20 protein-coding genes and 1 other annotated feature are annotated in these 19,836 nt (G+C 39.0%); all 20 genes read left to right on the forward strand.

Annotated elements, in window-relative coordinates:
• Positions 1 to 6 precede the first annotated feature (6 nt).
• A complete protein-coding gene (gene rplA / locus ACSVDA_RS17560) occupies positions 7 to 708 on the forward strand; it encodes a 50S ribosomal protein L1 (protein ID WP_485884778.1) in 702 nt (233 codons plus the stop codon).
• 56 nt (positions 709 to 764) lie between these two features.
• Positions 765 to 919 (forward strand) — a sequence feature (ribosomal protein L10 leader region).
• Positions 920 to 986: 67 nt separating this feature from the next.
• On the forward strand, positions 987 to 1,487 hold the full coding sequence (rplJ, locus tag ACSVDA_RS17565) for a 50S ribosomal protein L10 (RefSeq protein WP_214483865.1): 501 nt from the start codon (positions 987 to 989) through the stop codon (positions 1,485 to 1,487).
• A 59-nt stretch (positions 1,488 to 1,546) separates the two neighbouring features.
• Complete coding sequence (gene rplL, locus ACSVDA_RS17570; RefSeq protein ID WP_214483864.1) at positions 1,547 to 1,912, forward strand: 50S ribosomal protein L7/L12; 366 nt, start codon at positions 1,547 to 1,549, stop codon at positions 1,910 to 1,912.
• 299 nt (positions 1,913 to 2,211) lie between these two features.
• The gene (locus ACSVDA_RS17575) at positions 2,212 to 2,814 is read left to right on the forward strand and encodes a class I SAM-dependent methyltransferase (RefSeq protein ID WP_485884781.1); all 603 of its coding nucleotides are present in this window, start codon (positions 2,212 to 2,214) and stop codon (positions 2,812 to 2,814) included.
• Between the two features lie 256 nt (positions 2,815 to 3,070).
• Positions 3,071 to 6,631, forward strand: coding sequence for a DNA-directed RNA polymerase subunit beta (gene rpoB, locus ACSVDA_RS17580; protein ID WP_485884783.1), 3,561 nt, complete (start codon positions 3,071 to 3,073; stop codon positions 6,629 to 6,631).
• Between the two features lie 195 nt (positions 6,632 to 6,826).
• Positions 6,827 to 10,429: a DNA-directed RNA polymerase subunit beta' gene (rpoC, locus tag ACSVDA_RS17585; protein ID WP_485884785.1), complete on the forward strand. Its 3,603-nt coding sequence runs from the start codon at positions 6,827 to 6,829 to the stop codon at positions 10,427 to 10,429.
• Between the two features lie 125 nt (positions 10,430 to 10,554).
• Complete coding sequence (locus ACSVDA_RS17590) at positions 10,555 to 10,803, forward strand: 50S ribosomal protein L7ae-like protein (protein WP_485884787.1); 249 nt, start codon at positions 10,555 to 10,557, stop codon at positions 10,801 to 10,803.
• A 104-nt stretch (positions 10,804 to 10,907) separates the two neighbouring features.
• Complete coding sequence (gene rpsL / locus ACSVDA_RS17595; RefSeq protein WP_320211095.1) at positions 10,908 to 11,330, forward strand: 30S ribosomal protein S12; 423 nt, start codon at positions 10,908 to 10,910, stop codon at positions 11,328 to 11,330.
• Positions 11,331 to 11,368: 38 nt separating this feature from the next.
• Positions 11,369 to 11,839: a 30S ribosomal protein S7 gene (rpsG, locus tag ACSVDA_RS17600; RefSeq protein WP_485884789.1), complete on the forward strand. Its 471-nt coding sequence runs from the start codon at positions 11,369 to 11,371 to the stop codon at positions 11,837 to 11,839.
• A 121-nt stretch (positions 11,840 to 11,960) separates the two neighbouring features.
• A complete protein-coding gene (gene fusA, locus ACSVDA_RS17605) occupies positions 11,961 to 14,039 on the forward strand; it encodes an elongation factor G (RefSeq protein WP_485884791.1) in 2,079 nt (692 codons plus the stop codon).
• A 115-nt stretch (positions 14,040 to 14,154) separates the two neighbouring features.
• Entirely contained in the window at positions 14,155 to 15,342 is a 1,188-nt protein-coding gene (gene tuf / locus ACSVDA_RS17610) for an elongation factor Tu (RefSeq protein WP_410626584.1), read from the forward strand.
• Between the two features lie 160 nt (positions 15,343 to 15,502).
• Positions 15,503 to 15,688, forward strand: coding sequence for a hypothetical protein (locus tag ACSVDA_RS17615; RefSeq protein WP_485884793.1), 186 nt, complete (start codon positions 15,503 to 15,505; stop codon positions 15,686 to 15,688).
• Between the two features lie 25 nt (positions 15,689 to 15,713).
• A complete protein-coding gene (gene rpsJ / locus ACSVDA_RS17620; protein ID WP_214483856.1) occupies positions 15,714 to 16,022 on the forward strand; it encodes a 30S ribosomal protein S10 in 309 nt (102 codons plus the stop codon).
• A 34-nt stretch (positions 16,023 to 16,056) separates the two neighbouring features.
• Positions 16,057 to 16,683 carry a 50S ribosomal protein L3 gene (gene rplC / locus ACSVDA_RS17625; RefSeq protein ID WP_214483855.1) on the forward strand — a complete coding sequence of 209 codons (627 nt, stop codon included), beginning with the start codon at positions 16,057 to 16,059 and terminating at the stop codon, positions 16,681 to 16,683.
• Positions 16,684 to 16,710: 27 nt separating this feature from the next.
• Complete coding sequence (gene rplD, locus ACSVDA_RS17630) at positions 16,711 to 17,334, forward strand: 50S ribosomal protein L4 (protein ID WP_410626580.1); 624 nt, start codon at positions 16,711 to 16,713, stop codon at positions 17,332 to 17,334.
• Positions 17,334 to 17,621: a 50S ribosomal protein L23 gene (gene rplW, locus ACSVDA_RS17635; RefSeq protein WP_485884796.1), complete on the forward strand. Its 288-nt coding sequence runs from the start codon at positions 17,334 to 17,336 to the stop codon at positions 17,619 to 17,621. The genes rplD and rplW overlap by 1 nt, the downstream gene beginning before the upstream one ends.
• Before the next feature lie 27 nt (positions 17,622 to 17,648).
• On the forward strand, positions 17,649 to 18,479 hold the full coding sequence (gene rplB, locus ACSVDA_RS17640) for a 50S ribosomal protein L2 (RefSeq protein WP_214483852.1): 831 nt from the start codon (positions 17,649 to 17,651) through the stop codon (positions 18,477 to 18,479).
• 57 nt (positions 18,480 to 18,536) lie between these two features.
• A complete protein-coding gene (gene rpsS, locus ACSVDA_RS17645) occupies positions 18,537 to 18,815 on the forward strand; it encodes a 30S ribosomal protein S19 (protein WP_320211090.1) in 279 nt (92 codons plus the stop codon).
• A gap of 17 nt (positions 18,816 to 18,832) precedes the next feature.
• Positions 18,833 to 19,174, forward strand: coding sequence for a 50S ribosomal protein L22 (gene rplV / locus ACSVDA_RS17650; protein ID WP_214483850.1), 342 nt, complete (start codon positions 18,833 to 18,835; stop codon positions 19,172 to 19,174).
• 3 nt (positions 19,175 to 19,177) lie between these two features.
• Complete coding sequence (gene rpsC, locus ACSVDA_RS17655) at positions 19,178 to 19,834, forward strand: 30S ribosomal protein S3 (RefSeq protein ID WP_214483849.1); 657 nt, start codon at positions 19,178 to 19,180, stop codon at positions 19,832 to 19,834.
• Positions 19,835 to 19,836 lie beyond the last annotated feature (2 nt).

Here is a 19,836-nt window from a genome sequence, read left to right on the forward strand (position 1 = left end):
AATACAATGGCTAAAAGAGGTAAAAAGTACGTAGAGGCTGCTAAATTAGTAGACCGTACAAAAGCTTACCCAGTTGGAGAAGCGATTGAACTAGTTAAGAAGACAAACACAACAAAATTTGATGCAACGGTTGAAGTTGCTTTCCGTTTAGGAGTTGACCCTAAGAAAGCAGATCAACAAATCCGTGGTGCTGTCGTACTACCACATGGTACTGGTAAAGTACAACGTGTGTTAGTTTTTGCAAAGGGTGAAAAAGCGAAAGAAGCAGAAGCAGCGGGTGCTGATTTTGTTGGTGATAGCGACTACATTAATAAAATCAATCAAGGTTGGTTTGATTTTGATGTGATCGTTGCAACTCCAGATATGATGGGTGAAGTAGGTAAATTAGGTCGAGTATTAGGTCCTAAAGGTTTAATGCCTAACCCTAAAACAGGTACTGTAACATTTGATGTTGCGAAAGCTATTAATGAAATTAAAGCTGGTAAAGTAGAGTACCGTGTAGATAAGCAAGGTAACATTCATGTGCCAATTGGTAAAGTTTCCTTTGAAGAAGGAAAGCTAGAAGAAAACTTTACTACAATTTATGACACGATGGTAAAAGTGAAGCCTGCAGCAGCGAAAGGTACGTACATGAAAAATGTATCAGTAACTTCAACGATGGGACCTGGAATTAAAATTGACCCTTCAACAGTAACTGATGCAAACTAATTAAAAAATAATTTGACAAACAGGTTATGATTCTATATAATCATCCTTGTTGTTTAAATAGAATATAATTTATACCGTAGACAGTAGGTGCTCATAATGAGCTTAATTTCCCACCGAGGTGTTTTGTAAATATACAGTGTAATAACAGAATGTTAATTATTGTATATCAAACCTCCGTGTCTTATAGATGTGGAGGTTTTTTGCTGAAAGAGAAAGATAAATTTCGGCATACACCAAGCGGTATAAGTAACCAGAGAAAAATCATAGGAGGTGTAGGGATGAGTAACGCAGTTGAACAAAAACAGCAGATCGTAACGGAAATTGCTGATAAACTTCGTGGTAGTAAATCAACGGTAGTAGTAGACTATCGTGGTTTAACTGTTGCAGAAGTAACAGAACTTCGTAAGCAACTTCGTGAAGCAGGTGTTGAATTTAAAGTGTATAAAAATACTTTAACACGTCGTGCAACAGAAGAAGCTGGTTTAGAGGGGTTGAACGAACATTTAACTGGACCAAATGCAATTGCTTTTGGTGTTGAAGATGTAGTAGCTCCTGCGAAAATTCTTAACAACTTTGCGAAAGACCATGAAGCACTTGAGATTAAAGCAGGTGTGATTGAAGGTAATATCGCATCAGTAGAAGACGTTAAAGCTCTTGCAGAACTTCCATCACGCGAAGGATTATTATCTATGTTGCTTAGCGTTCTTCAAGCACCTATTCGCAATCTTGCTCTTGCAACAAAAGCTGTTGCAGATCAAAAAGAAGAACAAGGCGCATAATTTAAGTAAACAAATAATATTCGTATAAAAAATTACAACTTTTCAAGGAGGAAATTATAATGACTAAAGAACAAATCATTGAAGCAGTTAAGGAAATGACTGTTTTAGAATTAAACGACTTAGTAAAAGCTATTGAAGAAGAATTTGGTGTAACTGCTGCTGCTCCTGTAGCTGTAGTAGGTGGAGCTGCTGGTGGAGACGCTGCTGCTGAAAAAACTGAATTTGATGTAGAACTAACAAGTGCTGGTTCACAAAAAATTAAAGTTATCAAAGCTGTTCGTGAAATCACTGGTCTTGGCTTAAAAGAAGCTAAAGAATTAGTTGATAACACTCCAAAAACACTTAAAGAAGGCGTTTCTAAAGACGAAGCTGAAGAACTTAAAGCGAAGCTTGAAGAAGTTGGAGCTGGCGTAGAAGTTAAGTAATTTTGTTGAATAATAAAAAAGCTCGCTAATAATATTAGCGAGCTTTTTTTAAGACTCATAATATTAAATATGCTGTTGTTGTTTTTAACATGTATTTGAGTATCTGATGGCTTTAGAGGAGAAAAGATGCCACGAACGTTAGTTATCTTAGTTTTTAGCTCTTTTGACGAAAAGCAACAATAATTAAGAATGAAACTTTAAGATAAGATGCTGCGAATGGTTAATTTCTAAGGGTGTGAAACGACAATTCATGCGAAAGAAGTTAATGCAAAATCTTAAGAAGGACAGGGGGTCGTTTTTTGGGGGATCATTATTTTACAGATAAGCCTAAAGTGAATAGCAATCCGCAAACTTGGAGTTATGAATTAAAAGGCTTTATGTTTTCTTTTATTACAGATAATGGTGTATTCTCGAAAAGTGAAGTTGACTTCGGTTCTAAATTATTAATACAACATTTTGAGCCTTCTAAAGCAGATGGTTCTATACTTGATATTGGCTGTGGTTACGGGCCGATTGGTCTTTCGATTGCAAAAGCATTTCACAAACAACAAGTGGAAATGGTTGATGTTAATGAACGAGCACTTGAGTTAGCTCAGAAAAATAAGCAATTGAATGGTGTTACAAATGTAACTATTTATAAAAGTGATTTGTTTGAGGGTGTAAGTCAACGGTGTTTTTCTGCGATATTATCAAATCCACCTATTCGAGCAGGGAAAAAAGTAGTTCATACGATTTTAGAAAAAAGTATCGATTATTTAGATGATGGTGGTGAACTATGGGTTGTTATTCAGAAAAAGCAAGGAGCTCCCTCAGCAGTTGAAAAGCTTAAAACAATCTTCAGTGAAGTAGAGATTGTTATTAAGAAAAAAGGCTATTATATCATAAAAGCAAAAAAAAGTTGACGGTTATTTTTTGTTGTGTTAACATTATAAAATGCCAAATATGTATTTTTTCTAATATAATTGAAAAAATTATCATATCAGTTGTATATTGTTTAGTTTGAATGGAAAAACTAAAAAAATCAATAGTTCGTGAGTAAAATGTGGTTTTCTAAAAAGAAACCCTTTTATTTTTTGCCTTATGACTGATGATTTTTCAGTTCGTAAGACAAATATATATGCAGTAATAATAAAACGCTTGATTTGAGGGGTGAATCAGTTGACAGGTCAAGTAGTTCAGTTTGGACGACACCGCCAACGAAGAAGTTACGCTCGTATTAGTGAAGTATTAGAATTGCCAAATCTTATTGAAATTCAAACCTCTTCATATCAGTGGTTTCTTGATGAGGGTCTTAGAGAAATGTTTAGAGATATTTCTCCGATTGAAGATTTTACAGGTAACCTTTCACTTGAGTTTATTGATTATAGCTTGGGTGAGCCTAAGTACCCTGTAGCAGAATCGAAGGAACGCGATGTTACATATTCTGCTCCACTGCGCGTAAAAGTACGCTTAGTGAATAAAGAAACAGGTGAAGTGAAGGACCAGGATGTATTTATGGGAGATTTCCCGTTAATGACAGAAACAGGTACGTTTGTTATTAACGGTGCTGAGCGAGTAATCGTTTCTCAGCTTGTACGCTCACCTAGTGTTTATTACAGTGGCAAAGTTGATAAAAACGGTAAAAAGGGTTTTACAGCAACTGTAATTCCAAACCGAGGAGCATGGTTAGAATATGAAACTGATGCGAAGGACGTAGTATACGTGCGTATCGATCGTACTCGGAAGTTACCGGTTACGGTTCTTTTGCGTTCGTTAGGGTTTGGGTCTGATCAAGAAATCATCGATTTAATTGGTGATAACGAATATATCCGCAACACCCTTGAAAAAGACAACACCGAAAGTACTGAAAAAGCATTACTAGAAATATATGAACGTCTACGACCAGGTGAACCACCTACAGTAGAAAATGCAAAAAGCCTACTAGAGTCTCGTTTCTTCGATCCAAAGCGCTATGATCTAGCTAGTGTAGGACGCTATAAAATTAACAAGAAGTTGCATCTAAAAAATAGATTATTTAATCAACGTTTAGCTGAAACACTTGTTGATTCTGAAACTGGTGAAATCATTGCTGAAAAAGGAACTTTGTTAGATCGTAGGACACTAGATCGTATACTTCCTCAACTAATCGATGGAGCTGGGTTTAAAAGCTTCCATACAGTAGGTGGAGTAATAGAAGAAGAGATATTACTTCAGTCTATTAAAATTTATGCACCAAGTGATGCAGATGGTGAGCAAGTAATTAATGTGATCGGCAATGCTTATATTGAGGAGTCTGTTAAGAATATTACTCAAGCTGACATTATTGCTTCTATTAGTTACTTCTTTAATCTATTACATCAAGTAGGAGATACGGATGATATTGACCATTTAGGTAATCGTCGCCTTCGATCGGTTGGAGAATTACTCCAAAATCAATTCCGTATTGGGCTATCAAGAATGGAACGTGTTGTGCGTGAAAGAATGTCTATACAAGATACGAATACGATCACGCCACAACAACTTATTAATATAAGGCCTGTTATTGCATCTATAAAAGAATTTTTTGGAAGCTCTCAGCTTTCACAGTTTATGGATCAAACAAATCCATTAGCTGAATTAACTCATAAACGTAGATTATCGGCGCTTGGACCAGGTGGTCTGACCCGTGAACGTGCTGGGTTTGAGGTCCGAGATGTACATTACTCACATTACGGACGGATGTGTCCTATTGAAACACCAGAGGGTCCGAACATCGGGCTGATCAACTCATTATCATCTTTTGCAAAGGTAAATCGATTTGGTTTTATAGAAACACCATATCGAAAAGTTGATCCTGAAACTGGTAAAGTGTCTAGCAAAATAGATTACCTAACTGCAGACGAAGAAGATAACTATGTAGTTGCACAGGCTAATTCTAGGTTAACAGAAGACGGAACTTTCGTAGACGATGATGTATTTGCCCGTTTCCGTGGTGAAAATATCGTTGTTAAAAGTGAACGTGCTGACTATATGGATGTATCTCCTAAACAAGTAGTTTCTGCTGCAACAGCTTGTATACCGTTCTTAGAAAACGATGACTCTAACCGTGCACTGATGGGAGCGAACATGCAACGTCAAGCAGTACCGTTGATGCAGCCTGAGGCACCAAGGGTAGGTACAGGTATGGAGTACGTATCTGGTAAGGACTCAGGGGCAGCTGTGATTTGTAAACATCCTGGAATAGTAGAGCGTGTTGAAGCAAAAGAGGTTTGGGTAAGAAGGTATGAAGAAGTAGACGGCCAAAAGGTCAAAGGTAACCTTGATAAATATCGTTTACTAAAATTTATTCGTTCTAACCAAGGTACATGCTACAACCAACGTCCAATTGTCGCTGTTGGAAATGAAGTGAAAAAGGGAGAAATCCTTGCTGATGGACCTTCGATGGAGTTAGGAGAATTAGCGCTAGGTCGAAATGTACTTGTTGGATTTATGACTTGGGACGGCTATAACTATGAAGATGCGATCATCATGAGTGAACGACTAGTGAAAGATGATGTCTATACTTCAATCCATATCGAAGAATACGAATCAGAGTCACGTGATACAAAGCTTGGTCCTGAAGAAATCACTCGTGATATTCCTAATGTTGGTGAAGATGCACTTCGTAATTTAGATGAACGCGGTATTATTCGCATCGGTGCTGAAGTGAAGGATGGAGATCTGCTAGTAGGTAAAGTAACACCTAAAGGTGTAACGGAGCTTACTGCTGAGGAACGTTTACTCCATGCGATTTTCGGAGAAAAAGCTCGTGAAGTTCGTGATACTTCACTTCGAGTTCCTCATGGAGGCGAAGGAATCATCCTTGATGTAAAGGTGTTTAATCGCGAAGATGGCGATGAATTACCACCTGGAGTTAATCAGCTTGTTCGAGTATATATTGTTCAAAAACGTAAGATTTCTGAAGGTGACAAAATGGCAGGACGTCACGGAAATAAAGGTGTAATTTCAAGAATCTTACCTGAAGAAGATATGCCATATTTACCAGACGGTACGCCGATTGATATAATGTTAAACCCATTAGGGGTTCCATCCCGGATGAACATCGGTCAGGTATTAGAATTACATCTTGGAATGGCTGCTAGAAAACTCGGTATACATGTTGCTTCTGCGGTATTTGATGGTGCTCGTGAGGAAGACGTATGGGATACATTACAAGAGGCAGGTATGGCTCGTGATGCGAAAACGGTCTTGTATGATGGACGTACAGGAGAGCCGTTTGACAATCGTGTATCAGTCGGTGTTATGTATATGATTAAACTAGCGCATATGGTTGATGATAAGCTACACGCTCGTTCAACGGGTCCATATTCACTAGTAACTCAGCAACCTTTGGGTGGTAAAGCTCAATTCGGTGGTCAGAGGTTTGGTGAAATGGAGGTTTGGGCACTTGAAGCATACGGTGCTGCATATACACTACAAGAGATTCTAACTGTTAAGTCAGATGATGTAGTAGGTCGTGTGAAAACGTATGAATCTATTGTAAAAGGTGAGAATGTACCTGAGCCTGGTGTTCCAGAGTCATTTAAAGTATTAATTAAAGAGCTACAAAGTTTAGGTATGGACGTTAAAATGCTCTCTAGTGATGAACAAGAAATAGAAATGCGTGATACTGAAGATGATGATGATCAACAAAATGCTAGTGTATCTATAGATGAAGAAGCTCCTGTAGAACAAGAGGCAGATGCAGTGGTGAAAGAGTAAGAGATAGTAAAAAGCTACACTTTTTTCAAAGGGGAAATCCCCTTTGAAATTCTATATTAGTACGTGTTCAAAAAAGGACGGCGAAAACATCTTGTGTTAGTTTAACAGTTGTTCTTCACTAGCTTTTTGAGCATTTAGGTATAATTGAGTTTGGGTGTAAAGGGAAAACCTGAGACTAAAAGGGAGGTAGGCCCCTTGATAGACGTAAATAACTTTGAATATATGAAAATTGGACTCGCTTCACCAGATAAGATTCGCTCTTGGTCATTCGGTGAAGTAAAAAAACCTGAAACGATAAACTATCGTACTCTTAAACCAGAGAAGGACGGTTTATTTTGTGAACGCATATTTGGTCCTACAAAAGATTGGGAATGTCATTGTGGAAAATATAAACGTGTTCGTTATAAAGGAGTAGTTTGTGACCGATGTGGAGTAGAAGTCACGCGTGCTAAAGTTCGTCGTGAACGCATGGGGCATATTGAACTCGCTGCACCGGTAACGCATATTTGGTATTTTAAGGGTATTCCAAGTCGTATGGGACTTGTATTAGATATGTCTCCTCGTGCTCTAGAAGAGGTAATATATTTTGCGTCTTACGTAGTAACTGAATCAGGAGATACGCCGTTAGACAAGAAACAGTTGCTCTCTGAGAAAGAGTTTCGTGTGTATCGAGAGAAATATGGGCAAACATTCCAGGCTTCAATGGGAGCAGAAGCGATTAAAAAGCTTCTTCAGGATATTAATTTAGAAAAAGAAGTAGACAGTCTAAAAGAGGAATTAAAAACAGCACAGGGTCAGCGTCGTACTCGTGCAATTAAACGACTTGAAGTGCTTGAGGCTTTTAGAAACTCTGGTAATCATCCGTCGTGGATGATTTTGGATGTCTTACCAGTTATCCCACCTGAACTTCGCCCGATGGTACAGCTTGATGGTGGAAGGTTTGCTACATCAGACTTAAACGATTTATATCGTCGTGTAATTAATAGAAATAATCGCTTGAAGCGTTTATTAGATCTTGGTGCACCGAGCATTATCGTACAAAACGAGAAGCGTATGCTTCAAGAAGCTGTTGACGCACTTATAGATAATGGTAGACGCGGAAGACCGGTAACAGGGCCAGGGAATAGACCTCTTAAATCATTATCGCACATGTTAAAAGGGAAGCAGGGACGTTTCCGTCAAAACCTACTAGGTAAACGTGTCGATTATTCAGGTCGTTCTGTAATCGTAGTTGGACCTAATTTGAAAATGTATCAGTGTGGATTACCGAAAGAGATGGCAATTGAACTGTTCAAGCCATTTGTTATGAAAGAGCTAGTAGAAAAAGGTCTTGCTCATAATATTAAAAGTGCAAAACGTAAAATTGAACGTTTACAGCCAGAAATTTGGGATGTATTAGAATCAGTTATTAAAGAACATCCAGTTTTACTAAATCGAGCACCAACATTGCATAGATTAGGTATTCAAGCATTTGAACCTACTTTGGTAGAAGGCCGAGCAATTCGCCTCCACCCGTTAGTTTGTACAGCATATAATGCTGACTTTGACGGTGACCAAATGGCAGTTCACGTACCTCTATCATCAGAAGCACAAGCTGAAGCACGTCTACTTATGCTAGCAGCTCAAAATATCTTAAATCCTAAGGACGGAAAACCAGTTGTTACACCATCGCAGGATATGGTTTTAGGTAACTATTATTTAACGATGGAACGAGAAGGAGCCGTTGGGGAAGGAATGATATTTAATGACACTGATGAAGCACTCCTAGCGTATCAAAATGGCTATGCTCATCTTCATACGAGAGTAGCTGTAAATGCAGGTGCATTAAATAATCCAAACTTCACGGAAGAACAAAATAATCAATTACTTATAACAACAGTAGGTAAGTTAGTCTTCAATGAAATTTTACCTAAGTCATTTCCTTACATTAATGAGCCAACGAAGTCTAACTTAGAAGAAAAAACACCAGAGAAGTATTTTATTGAGAAGACGGTTGATGTAAAGGAAGAAATTAAAAAGCGCCCAATTATTGATCCGTTCAAGAAGAAAATTCTAGGTAATGTCATTGCTGAAGTGTTTAAACGATTCAAGATCACTGAAACGTCTAAAATGCTTGACCGCATGAAAGATTTAGGCTTTAAGTATTCTACAAAAGCTGGTATTACAGTAGGTGTATCAGACATTGTCGTGTTACCTGAAAAACAAGAAATATTAAATCAAGCTCAGAACAAAGTAGATACTGTCATAAAGCAATTCAGGCGTGGACTTATTACAGATGATGAGCGTTTTGATCGAGTGATTTCTATATGGAGCTCAGCTAAGGATGTTATTCAAGGGAAATTAATGGCGTCATTAAATAAGCGTAACCCAATCTTTATGATGAGTGATTCAGGTGCTCGTGGTAACGCATCTAACTTTACTCAGCTTGCAGGGATGCGCGGACTCATGGCCAACCCAGCTGGTAGAATTATTGAATTACCGATTAAATCAAGTTTCCGTGAAGGGCTGAATGTACAAGAGTACTTTATTTCTACACACGGTGCTCGTAAAGGTTTAGCAGATACAGCGTTAAAAACAGCTGACTCTGGTTACTTAACTCGTCGTCTAGTTGATGTTGCCCAGGATGTTATTGTACGTGAAGACGACTGCGGCACGGACAGAGGATTGTTTATTCGTTCATTAATGGAAGGTACTGAAGTAATTGAGAAGCTTGAAGAGCGTTTGATTGGGAGATATGCTCGTAAAGCAATTAAACACCCACAAACAGGGGAAGTTTTTGTTGCAGAGAATGAACAAATTGATGAAGATCTTGCGCGTGTAATAGTTGAGGCGGGTGTTGAAGAAGTTTGGATCCGTTCAGCATTCACATGTAATACCCGTCATGGAGTATGTAAGAAGTGTTATGGACGTAATTTAGCTACTGGATCGGAAGTTGAAGTTGGGGAAGCTGTTGGTATTATTGCTGCTCAATCAATAGGAGAACCAGGAACACAGTTAACAATGCGTACATTCCATACAGGTGGGGTTGCAGGAGACGATATTACCCAAGGTCTTCCTCGTGTTCAAGAATTATTTGAAGCACGAAATCCGAAAGGTCAAGCGATTATTTCTGAAATCGATGGAACTGTCATCGAAATCAAAGAAGCGCGTGATAGACAGCATGAAATTGTTATACGAAATGATGTAGAAACAAGAAATTATCTTGCACCATATAACGCAAGATTGAAAGTAGCAGAAGGTTCGGTCATTGAACGTGGTCAAGAGCTAACTGAAGGTTCAATCGATCCTAAAGAGTTGTTGAAAGTAAAAGATATGACTGCTGTTCAGGAGTACTTACTTAAAGAAGTTCAACGCGTATACCGTATGCAAGGTGTTGAGATTGGTGATAAACATATCGAAGTAATGGTAAGACAAATGCTTCGTAAAGTGCGTGTCCATAATGCTGGTGATACAAATGTGTTACCTGGATCGTTACTAGATATTCACCAATTTACCGATGCAAATGAAAAAGTGCTATTAGAAGGTAAAACACCTGCAACTGGTCGTCCAGTACTATTAGGTATTACGAAAGCATCATTAGAGACAGATTCTTTCTTATCAGCCGCTTCATTCCAAGAAACAACGCGTGTGTTAACGGATGCAGCTATTAAAGGTAAACGTGATGATTTACTTGGGTTGAAAGAAAATGTAATTATTGGTAAATTGGTTCCTGCTGGTACTGGAATGACACAGTATCGCAAAGTCACACCAGAATTACCATCGATCATTGAAGAAGAAGCTGCAGTAATTGTTGACTGAAGTTTATAGAGGAGTGTTTGTAACCTCCTCTATAAGCAAGTTTTTTTCTTGTTGACATTTATTGAACAGAATGTTATTATAGCAAAGGTGTTTCAAATAACCTGTTACTTTGGAGGATATTAAAGTTGTCTTATGAAAAAGTATCACAGGCAGCAAAGATTATTATAGGTACAAAGCAGACGGTTAAAGCTCTCAAATCGGAAGCTGTGAAAGAAGTTATCGTTGCTGCTGATGCTGACGAACGCATAATTAATAAAATTGTGCATGTTGCTAAAGCAAACGATGTACCTATTAATACAGTAGACTCAATGAAACAGCTAGGTAGAGCTTGTGGAATTGAAGTGGGAGCAGCAACAGTTGCAATTATTTATTAAAACTGTTTTTGTGGAAATATTATTTTCTACAAAAACTTTGTTTTTGTAAAAAAATGAACCACCTGGATGTGTGGTCTTAGCAACATACGGAAGGAGGAAACAAGATGCCTACTATTAATCAATTAGTACGCAAAGGTCGCGAGACGAAAGTTAAAAAATCAATGTCCCCTGCTTTGAATAAAGGGTACAATAGCTTCAAAAAGTCACAAACTAACGTTTCATCTCCACAAAAACGTGGTGTATGTACACGTGTAGGTACAATGACACCTAAGAAGCCGAACTCAGCACTTCGTAAATATGCTCGTGTTCGTTTAACGAATGGAATTGAAGTTACAGCATATATTCCTGGGATTGGACACAATCTACAAGAACACAGTGTTGTATTAATCCGTGGCGGACGTGTAAAAGACTTACCAGGGGTACGTTATCACATCGTTCGTGGTGCGTTAGATACTGCTGGTGTTGATAACCGCATGCAAAGTCGTTCTAAATATGGAACGAAAAGACCTAAAGCAGCAAAGAAATAACAACATAGTATGAACAATGACTGAAAGGAGGAATATCAATGCCTCGTAAAGGACCCGTTGCAAAAAGAGACGTGTTACCAGATCCGATTTACAATTCAAAGCTAGTAACACGCTTAATTAATAAAATGATGATTGATGGAAAAAGAGGAAAGTCTCAAGATATTCTTTACAAATCGTTTGAATTAGTAAAAGAACGTTCTGGTAAAGAAGCTATGGAAGTATTTGAGCAAGCTCTTAAAAACATCATGCCAGTATTGGAAGTTAAAGCTCGCCGTGTTGGTGGATCTAACTACCAAGTACCAGTTGAGGTGCGCCCTGATCGTCGTACTACATTAGGACTTCGTTGGTTAGTAAACTATGCACGTCTTCGTGGAGAAAGAACGATGGAAGAGCGCTTAGCTAACGAAATTTTAGATGCAGCTAACAATACAGGTGCTGCAGTTAAAAAGCGTGAAGATACGCATAAAATGGCTGAAGCGAATAAAGCATTTGCTCATTACCGTTGGTAAGCCAATAAACTTGATCGACCTAATAAAGAGCAATGTGAATCATTATAAGATCTCCATTGACTCTTTGATGGTCAACTAATAATTATAACACGATACTTTATTATGGAAGGAGAAAGACCCAATGGCAAGAGAGTTCTCCTTAGAAAAGACTCGAAATATCGGTATCATGGCACATATTGATGCTGGTAAAACAACAACAACTGAGCGTGTTCTTTATTACACTGGTCGTATTCATAAAATCGGTGAAACTCATGAAGGTGCATCTCAAATGGACTGGATGGAGCAAGAACAAGAACGTGGTATTACTATTACTTCTGCTGCGACAACTGCACAGTGGGAAGGTCACCGCGTTAATATCATTGATACACCAGGACACGTAGACTTCACTGTTGAAGTTGAGCGTTCACTTCGTGTGCTTGACGGAGCAGTAGCAGTTCTTGATGCTCAATCAGGCGTTGAGCCTCAAACTGAAACAGTTTGGCGTCAGGCGACTACTTACGGAGTTCCCCGAGTGGTGTTCGTTAATAAAATGGACAAAATCGGTGCAGACTTCTTATATTCTCTAAGTACTATTCACGATCGTTTACAAGCGAATGCAGCTGCAATTCAACTACCAATTGGAGCGGAAGATGAATTCCACGGTATTATTGATTTAGTTGAAATGAACGCTGTATTTTACGGGAATGATTTAGGAACAGATATAGAAGTTCGTGAGATTCCTGAAGAGTATATGGATCAAGCAGAAGAATACCGTGAAAAATTAGTTGAAGCGGTTGCTGAGCTTGATGAAGAATTAATGGAAAAATACTTAGGTGGCGAAGAAATTACTAAGGAAGAGCTTAAAGCTGCAATCCGTCAAGGAACAGTTAATGTTGAGTTCTATCCAGTAATTTGTGGATCAGCTTTCAAAAACAAAGGTGTTCAATTAATGCTTGATGCAGTTGTTGACTATCTTCCATCACCATTAGATGTTCCGGCTATCAAAGGTACTCTTCCTGATACTAACGAAGAAGTTACTCGCCCTTCTAGTGACGATGAGCCATTCTCAGCACTTGCATTTAAAGTTATGACAGACCCATTTGTTGGTAAATTAACATTCTTCCGTGTTTACTCAGGAACATTAGACGCGGGTTCATATGTACAAAACTCAACAAAAGGTAAACGTGAACGTGTAGGTCGTATTTTACAAATGCACGCAAACTCACGTGAAGAGATATCAAAAGTTTATGCTGGTGATATCGCAGCTGCAGTTGGACTAAAAGTTACAACTACAGGTGATACGTTGAGCGAAGAGAAAAATCAAGTTATTCTTGAGTCTATGGAATTCCCTGAGCCGGTAATTTCACTTTCGATTGAACCAAAATCAAAAGCTGACCAAGATAAAATGACAACAGCTCTTCAAAAACTTCAAGAAGAAGATCCAACGTTTAGAGCACATACTGACCAAGAAACAGGCCAAGTAATTATCGAAGGTATGGGTGAATTACACCTAGACATTCTCGTTGATCGCATGCGTCGTGAGTTCAAGGTAGAAGCAAATGTAGGTGCTCCACAGGTTGCTTATCGTGAAACTTTCCGTGCTGCTGCAAAAGTTGAAGGGAAATTCGCTCGTCAATCAGGTGGACGTGGACAATTCGGTCACGTTTGGATCGAGTTCGAACCAAATGAAGAAGGTAAAGGCTTTGAGTTTGAAAATAAAATTGTCGGTGGTGTAGTTCCACGTGAATACATTCCAGCCGTTGGAGCTGGATTAGAAGATGCAATGGGCAATGGTGTACTTGCTGGATATCCACTTGTTGATGTAAAAGCTGCTCTTGTAGATGGTTCTTATCATGATGTTGACTCATCTGAGATGGCCTTCAAAATCGCAGCATCTATGGCATTGAAAAATGCGATCTCTAAATGTAACCCAGTTATCCTTGAACCTATTATGAAGGTTGAAGTTGTAATGCCTGATGAGTACTTAGGAGATATCATGGGTGACGTTACATCACGTCGTGGTCGCGTTGAAGGTATGGAAGCTCGCGGTAACGCACAGGTTGTTCGTGCGATGGTTCCTCTATCTGAAATGTTTGGATATGCTACTGCATTGCGTTCTAATACGCAAGGACGTGGTACATTCTCAATGCACTTTGATCACTACGAAGAAGTACCAAAGGCAATTTCAGAGGAAATTATTAAGAAAAATAAAGGTGAATAATTGATTTATTCCATTTATTAAAGTATAACTACTTATGTAAGAAAGAAAGTAGTTCAAGATAGCAACTACTTTCTTATATAAATTATGATATGTATATTAAGGAGGATAAATTATAATGGGTAAAGAAAAATTCGATCGTTCCAAAACACATGCGAATATCGGTACAATTGGTCACGTTGACCACGGTAAAACAACTTTAACTGCTGCTATTACAACAGTTCTAGCTAAAAAAGGTGGAGCAGAAGCACAAGCATATGATCAAATTGATGCAGCGCCGGAAGAGCGTGAGCGTGGAATCACAATCTCTACTGCACACGTTGAGTACGAAACTGACAGTCGTCACTATGCACACGTGGACTGCCCGGGACATGCTGACTATGTTAAAAATATGATCACTGGTGCGGCGCAAATGGATGGAGCTATCCTAGTTGTTTCAGCTTCTGATGGTCCAATGCCACAAACTCGTGAGCACATCCTTCTTTCTCGTCAGGTTGGTGTACCTTACATCGTTGTTTTCTTAAACAAGTGTGATATGGTAGATGACGAAGAATTACTAGAATTAGTAGAAATGGAAGTACGTGACTTATTATCTGAGTATGACTTCCCTGGTGATGACATTCCTGTTATCCAAGGTTCAGCTCTTAAAGCTCTTGAAGGAGACGCTGCATACGAAGAAAAAATTCTTGAGTTAATGGCTGCAGTTGATGACTACATCCCAACTCCAGAGCGTGACACTGAAAAAGATTTCATGATGCCAGTTGAGGATGTATTCTCAATCACTGGTCGTGGTACAGTTGCTACTGGTCGTGTAGACCGCGGTAAATTAAATGTTGGTGATGAAATCGAAATCATCGGTTTAGCTGAAGAGTCAAGCAAAACTACAGTTACTGGTGTAGAAATGTTCCGTAAGCTTCTTGATTATGCTGAAGCTGGAGACAACATTGGTGCATTACTTCGTGGTGTATCACGTGAAGACATTGAGCGTGGGCAAGTTTTAGCTAAGCCTGGTTCAATTACTCCACACCAAAAATTTAAAGCTGAAGTTTACGTATTATCAAAAGAAGAAGGTGGACGTCATACTCCATTCTTCACAAACTACCGTCCTCAGTTCTACTTCCGTACAACTGATGTAACTGGTATCGTTAATCTTCCAGAAGGCGTAGAAATGGTTATGCCTGGAGATAACATTGAAATGACAGTTGAGCTTATCGCTCCTATCGCACTTGAAGAAGGTACTAAATTCTCTATTCGTGAGGGTGGACGTACTGTAGGTGCTGGAGTAGTAGCTACTATCACTGAGTAATAATAGAAAAGAAGCAGGTTTGCGTTTATACGTAGACCTGTTTTTTTATGGAATGGCACTTTGTCAAGCAACTTGAAGAACAAAAAGGCCCCCAAAAGAGCATTAACAAAAACTGCTAACAGTATGTTGTGCTAGAGTAATTGAAAAGAGACTGTAAGGCGTGTATACTAAGTCGTGGGTTAAAAAAATTGATAGATTAAAATTTGCTATTGCATTAGGTGCAATTTTTTTATATAATAGTGAATGTTGGTCTTTGACTGCGATGATGTGGAAGGTTGCTGACACACCCGGCCGCTTTGCCATGGCGAGTGTGTGGAAATTTCCACGGAGAATGTCTATTAAATAAAATAGGCGAAAAAGGAGGGAAAATAATGGCAAAAGAAAAAATTCGTATTCGATTAAAAGCTTACGATCACCGAATTCTTGATCAATCTGCAGAAAAAATCGTAGCAACAGCTAAGCGATCAGGTGCAAATGTCTCTGGTCCGATTCCGTTACCAACTGAAAAGTCTGTTTATACGATTCTTCGTGCTGTTCATAAGTATAAAGATTCTCGTGAGCAATTTGAAATGCGTACACATAAACGCTTAATTGATATCGTAAATCCTACTCCAAAAACAGTAGATTCACTAATGCGTTTAGACTTGCCGTCAGGTGTAGATATTGAAATTAAACTATAATAAATAATAAGTTAGATAACAGGAGGTGTGACGAATGACCAAAGGAATCTTAGGTAGAAAGATTGGTATGACACAAGTGTTCGTTGGAGATGTACTTGTACCAGTTACTGTAGTTGAGGCTTCACCTAACGTAGTTCTTCAGAAGAAAACTGAAGCAACAGATGGTTATGAAGCTATACAACTTGGTTTTGATAACAAGCGTGAAAAGCTTGCTAACAAACCAGCTAAAGGACATGTTGCAAAAGCGGATACTACGCCTAAGCGCTTCATCCGTGAATTCCGCGGGCTGAACGTTGAGGAATATGAAGTTGGTCAGGAAGTCAAAGTTGACGTCTTTTCTGAAGGCGATGTAGTAGATGTTACAGGTATTTCAAAGGGTAAAGGATTCCAAGGTGCAATTAAGCGCCACGGACAATCACGCGGCCCTATGTCACACGGTTCGCGCTATCACCGCCGTCCTGGTTCAATGGGACCTGTTGATCCAAACCGTGTATTCAAAGGAAAGCTTTTACCTGGACGTATGGGTGGAGAACGTATAACTGTTCAAAACTTAGAAGTTGTAAAAATTGATGCTGAACGTAACATTTTACTTATTAAAGGTAATGTCCCAGGACCAAAAAAAGGTCTTGTAACTATTAATAGTGCGGTTAAGGCACAGTAATTTTTGTAAGAAAGGAGGAATATACCAATGCCTAAAGTAACATTATATAGCCAAAATGGTTCTACAGTAGGTGAAGTAGAGCTTAATGAATCTGTATTTGGTATTGAGCCTAACAAGAGTGTATTATTCGATGCAGTTATTATGCAAAGAGCTTCCTTAAGACAAGGAACTCACAAAGTAAAAGGTCGTTCTGAAGTACGTGGCGGTGGACGTAAACCTTGGCGTCAAAAAGGTACTGGACGTGCTCGTCAAGGATCAATTCGTTCTCCACAATGGCGTGGTGGTGGAATAGTATTCGGACCTACACCTAGAAGCTACAGCTATAAGCTACCTAAGAAGGTACGTCGCTTAGCACTTAAATCAGCACTATCAACAAAAGTGCTTGAAAATGATATCGTTGTATTAGAGAGCCTAGCATTTGAAGCTCCTAAAACAAAAGAAATGGTAAACATTTTAAACAGTCTTTCTGCAGATCGCAAAGCGTTAATCGTAACTGCTGATCAAAATGAATTCGTGACTCTTTCAGCGCGTAATATTCCTGGAGTAACAGTTATATCTGCTACAGGTGTGAACGTACTGGACTTATTAAACCACGATAAACTTGTAATCACTAAAGATGCGGTGGAAAAAGTAGAGGAGGTGCTTGCGTAATGAAAGAACCTCGTGATATTATTAAGCGCCCCGTTATTACAGAACGTTCTACAGATTTATTGGAAGAGAAAAAATATACGTTTGACGTTGATGTGAAAGCTAATAAAACTGAAGTCAAGGATGCTGTTGAGGCAATTTTTGATGTGAAAGTAGAAAAAGTAAACATCATGAACTACAAAGGTAAGTTCAAGCGTATGGGTCGTCATAGTGGTTATACTAATCGTCGCAGAAAAGCAATCGTGAAGTTAACTGCTGATAGCAAAGAAATCGAACTTTTTGAAGTATAAGTTTACTAGTGAAGGAGGGAAATAGAGATGGCGATTAAAAAGTATAAACCTACCTCAAACGGTCGTCGTGGTATGTCGGTATCTGATTTTGCAGAAATCACTACTGATACTCCCGAGAAGTCGTTATTGGCTCCTTTGAATAAAAAGGGTGGACGTAACAACCAAGGTAGATTAACAGTACGTCATCAAGGTGGCGGTCATAAGCGTCAATACCGCATCATTGATTTTAAACGCGACAAAGATGGTATACCAGGACGCGTTGCTACAATCGAATATGATCCAAATAGATCAGCTAATATTGCGTTAATTAACTATGTTGATGGTGAAAAACGTTATATTCTAGCTCCGAAAAATTTAGAAGTGGGCATGGAAATCATGTCTGGCCCAGAAGCGGATATTAAAGTGGGTAATGCATTACCTTTAGTTAATATTCCTGTTGGTACAGTTATTCATAACATTGAACTTAAACCAGGTAGAGGTGGACAATTGGTACGTTCTGCTGGAACATCTGCTCAAGTTCTTGGTAAAGAAGGAAAATACGTTTTAGTACGTTTAACTTCAGGTGAAGTTCGTATGGTTTTAGCTGCTTGCCGTGCTTCTATTGGTCAAGTTGGTAATGAGCAACACGAACTTATTAATATCGGTAAAGCAGGTCGTTCTCGTTGGTTAGGTAAACGCCCAACTGTACGTGGATCTGTAATGAACCCGGTTGATCACCCACATGGTGGTGGTGAAGGTAGAGCTCCTATCGGACGTAAGTCACCAATGACACCTTGGGGTAAACCAACACTCGGTTATAAAACGCGCAAGAAAAATAAGAAGTCAGATAAATTTATCGTGCGTCGTCGTAAAAAATAACGGGGTTGTGCTACGGTTCACAGGAACCGTATGCCAATCGCGAAGGGAGGTTCACATATGGGACGCAGCTTAAAAAAAGGACCTTTTGTAGATGATCATTTAATGAAAAAAATTGAGAGCTTAAATGAAACCGATGGTAAGCGTGTGGTTAAAACATGGTCTCGTCGTTCAACGATTTTCCCTCAATTCATTGGTCATACAATTGCAGTTTATGATGGTCGAAAACATGTGCCTGTATATATAAGTGAAGACATGGTTGGTCACAAGCTTGGAGAGTTTGCACCAACTCGTACGTATAAAGGTCACGCTAGTGATGACAAGAAAACAAGACGTTAAGAGAGGAGGCATCCTAAATGCAAGCAAAAGCTGTTGCAAGAACAGTTCGAATTGCGCCTCGTAAAGCTCGCTTAGTAGCGGACTTAATTCGAGGAAAGCAAATTGGTGAAGCATTAGCAGTTTTACGCTTAACAAACAAAGCGGCTTCTCCAATAGTAGAAAAAGTATTAAAATCAGCTGTTGCAAACGCAGAACACAACTATGAGATGGATGTTAATAATTTAGTTGTTGAAGAAGCGTATGTGAACGAAGGCCCGACTATGAAACGTTTTCGCCCTCGTGCAATGGGACGTGCTAGTCAAATTAATAAACGTACGAGCCACATTACTGTAGTGGTATCAGAAAAGAAGGAGGGATAATCAGTGGGACAAAAAGTAAATCCAGTCGGTTTGCGTATAGGAGTCATCCGTGATTGGGAATCAAAGTGGTATGCTGATAAGGACTATGCAGACTTGTTGCATGAAGACCTTAAGGTTCGTGAATACATTACTAAAAGATTAAGTGACTCTGCTGTATCAAAAGTGGAAATTGAACGCGCGGCTAATCGTGTAAATATTTCAGTTCACACTGCAAAACCAGGAATGGTTATTGGTAAAGGTGGATCAGAAGTAGAAGCACTTCGTAAAGCGTTAAATGCGTTAACAGGTAAACGTGTCCACCTTAATATCGTAGAAATCAAGAGAGCTGATTTAGACGCTAAATTAGTAGCAGACAATATTGCTCGTCAATTAGAAAACCGTGTATCCTTCCGTCGTGTGCAAAAGCAAGCTATTCAACGTGCTTTACGCGCTGGAGCAAAAGGGATCAAAACAATGGTATCTGGGCGTTTAGGTGGTGCAGATATCGCTCGTGCAGAATATTACAGTGAGGGAACAGTTCCACTTCATACACTCCGTGCTGACATAGATTACGGTACAGCTGAAGCTGATACTACTTATGGTAAATTAGGCGTTAAAGTATGGATTTATCGTGGAGAGGTCCTTCCTACAAAGAAGAATAAAAAGGAAGGAGGAAAATAATC

It is taken from the genome of Cytobacillus sp. Hm23, assembly GCF_051842895.1.
Classification (GTDB): Bacteria; Bacillota; Bacilli; order Bacillales; family SM2101; genus Nanhaiella.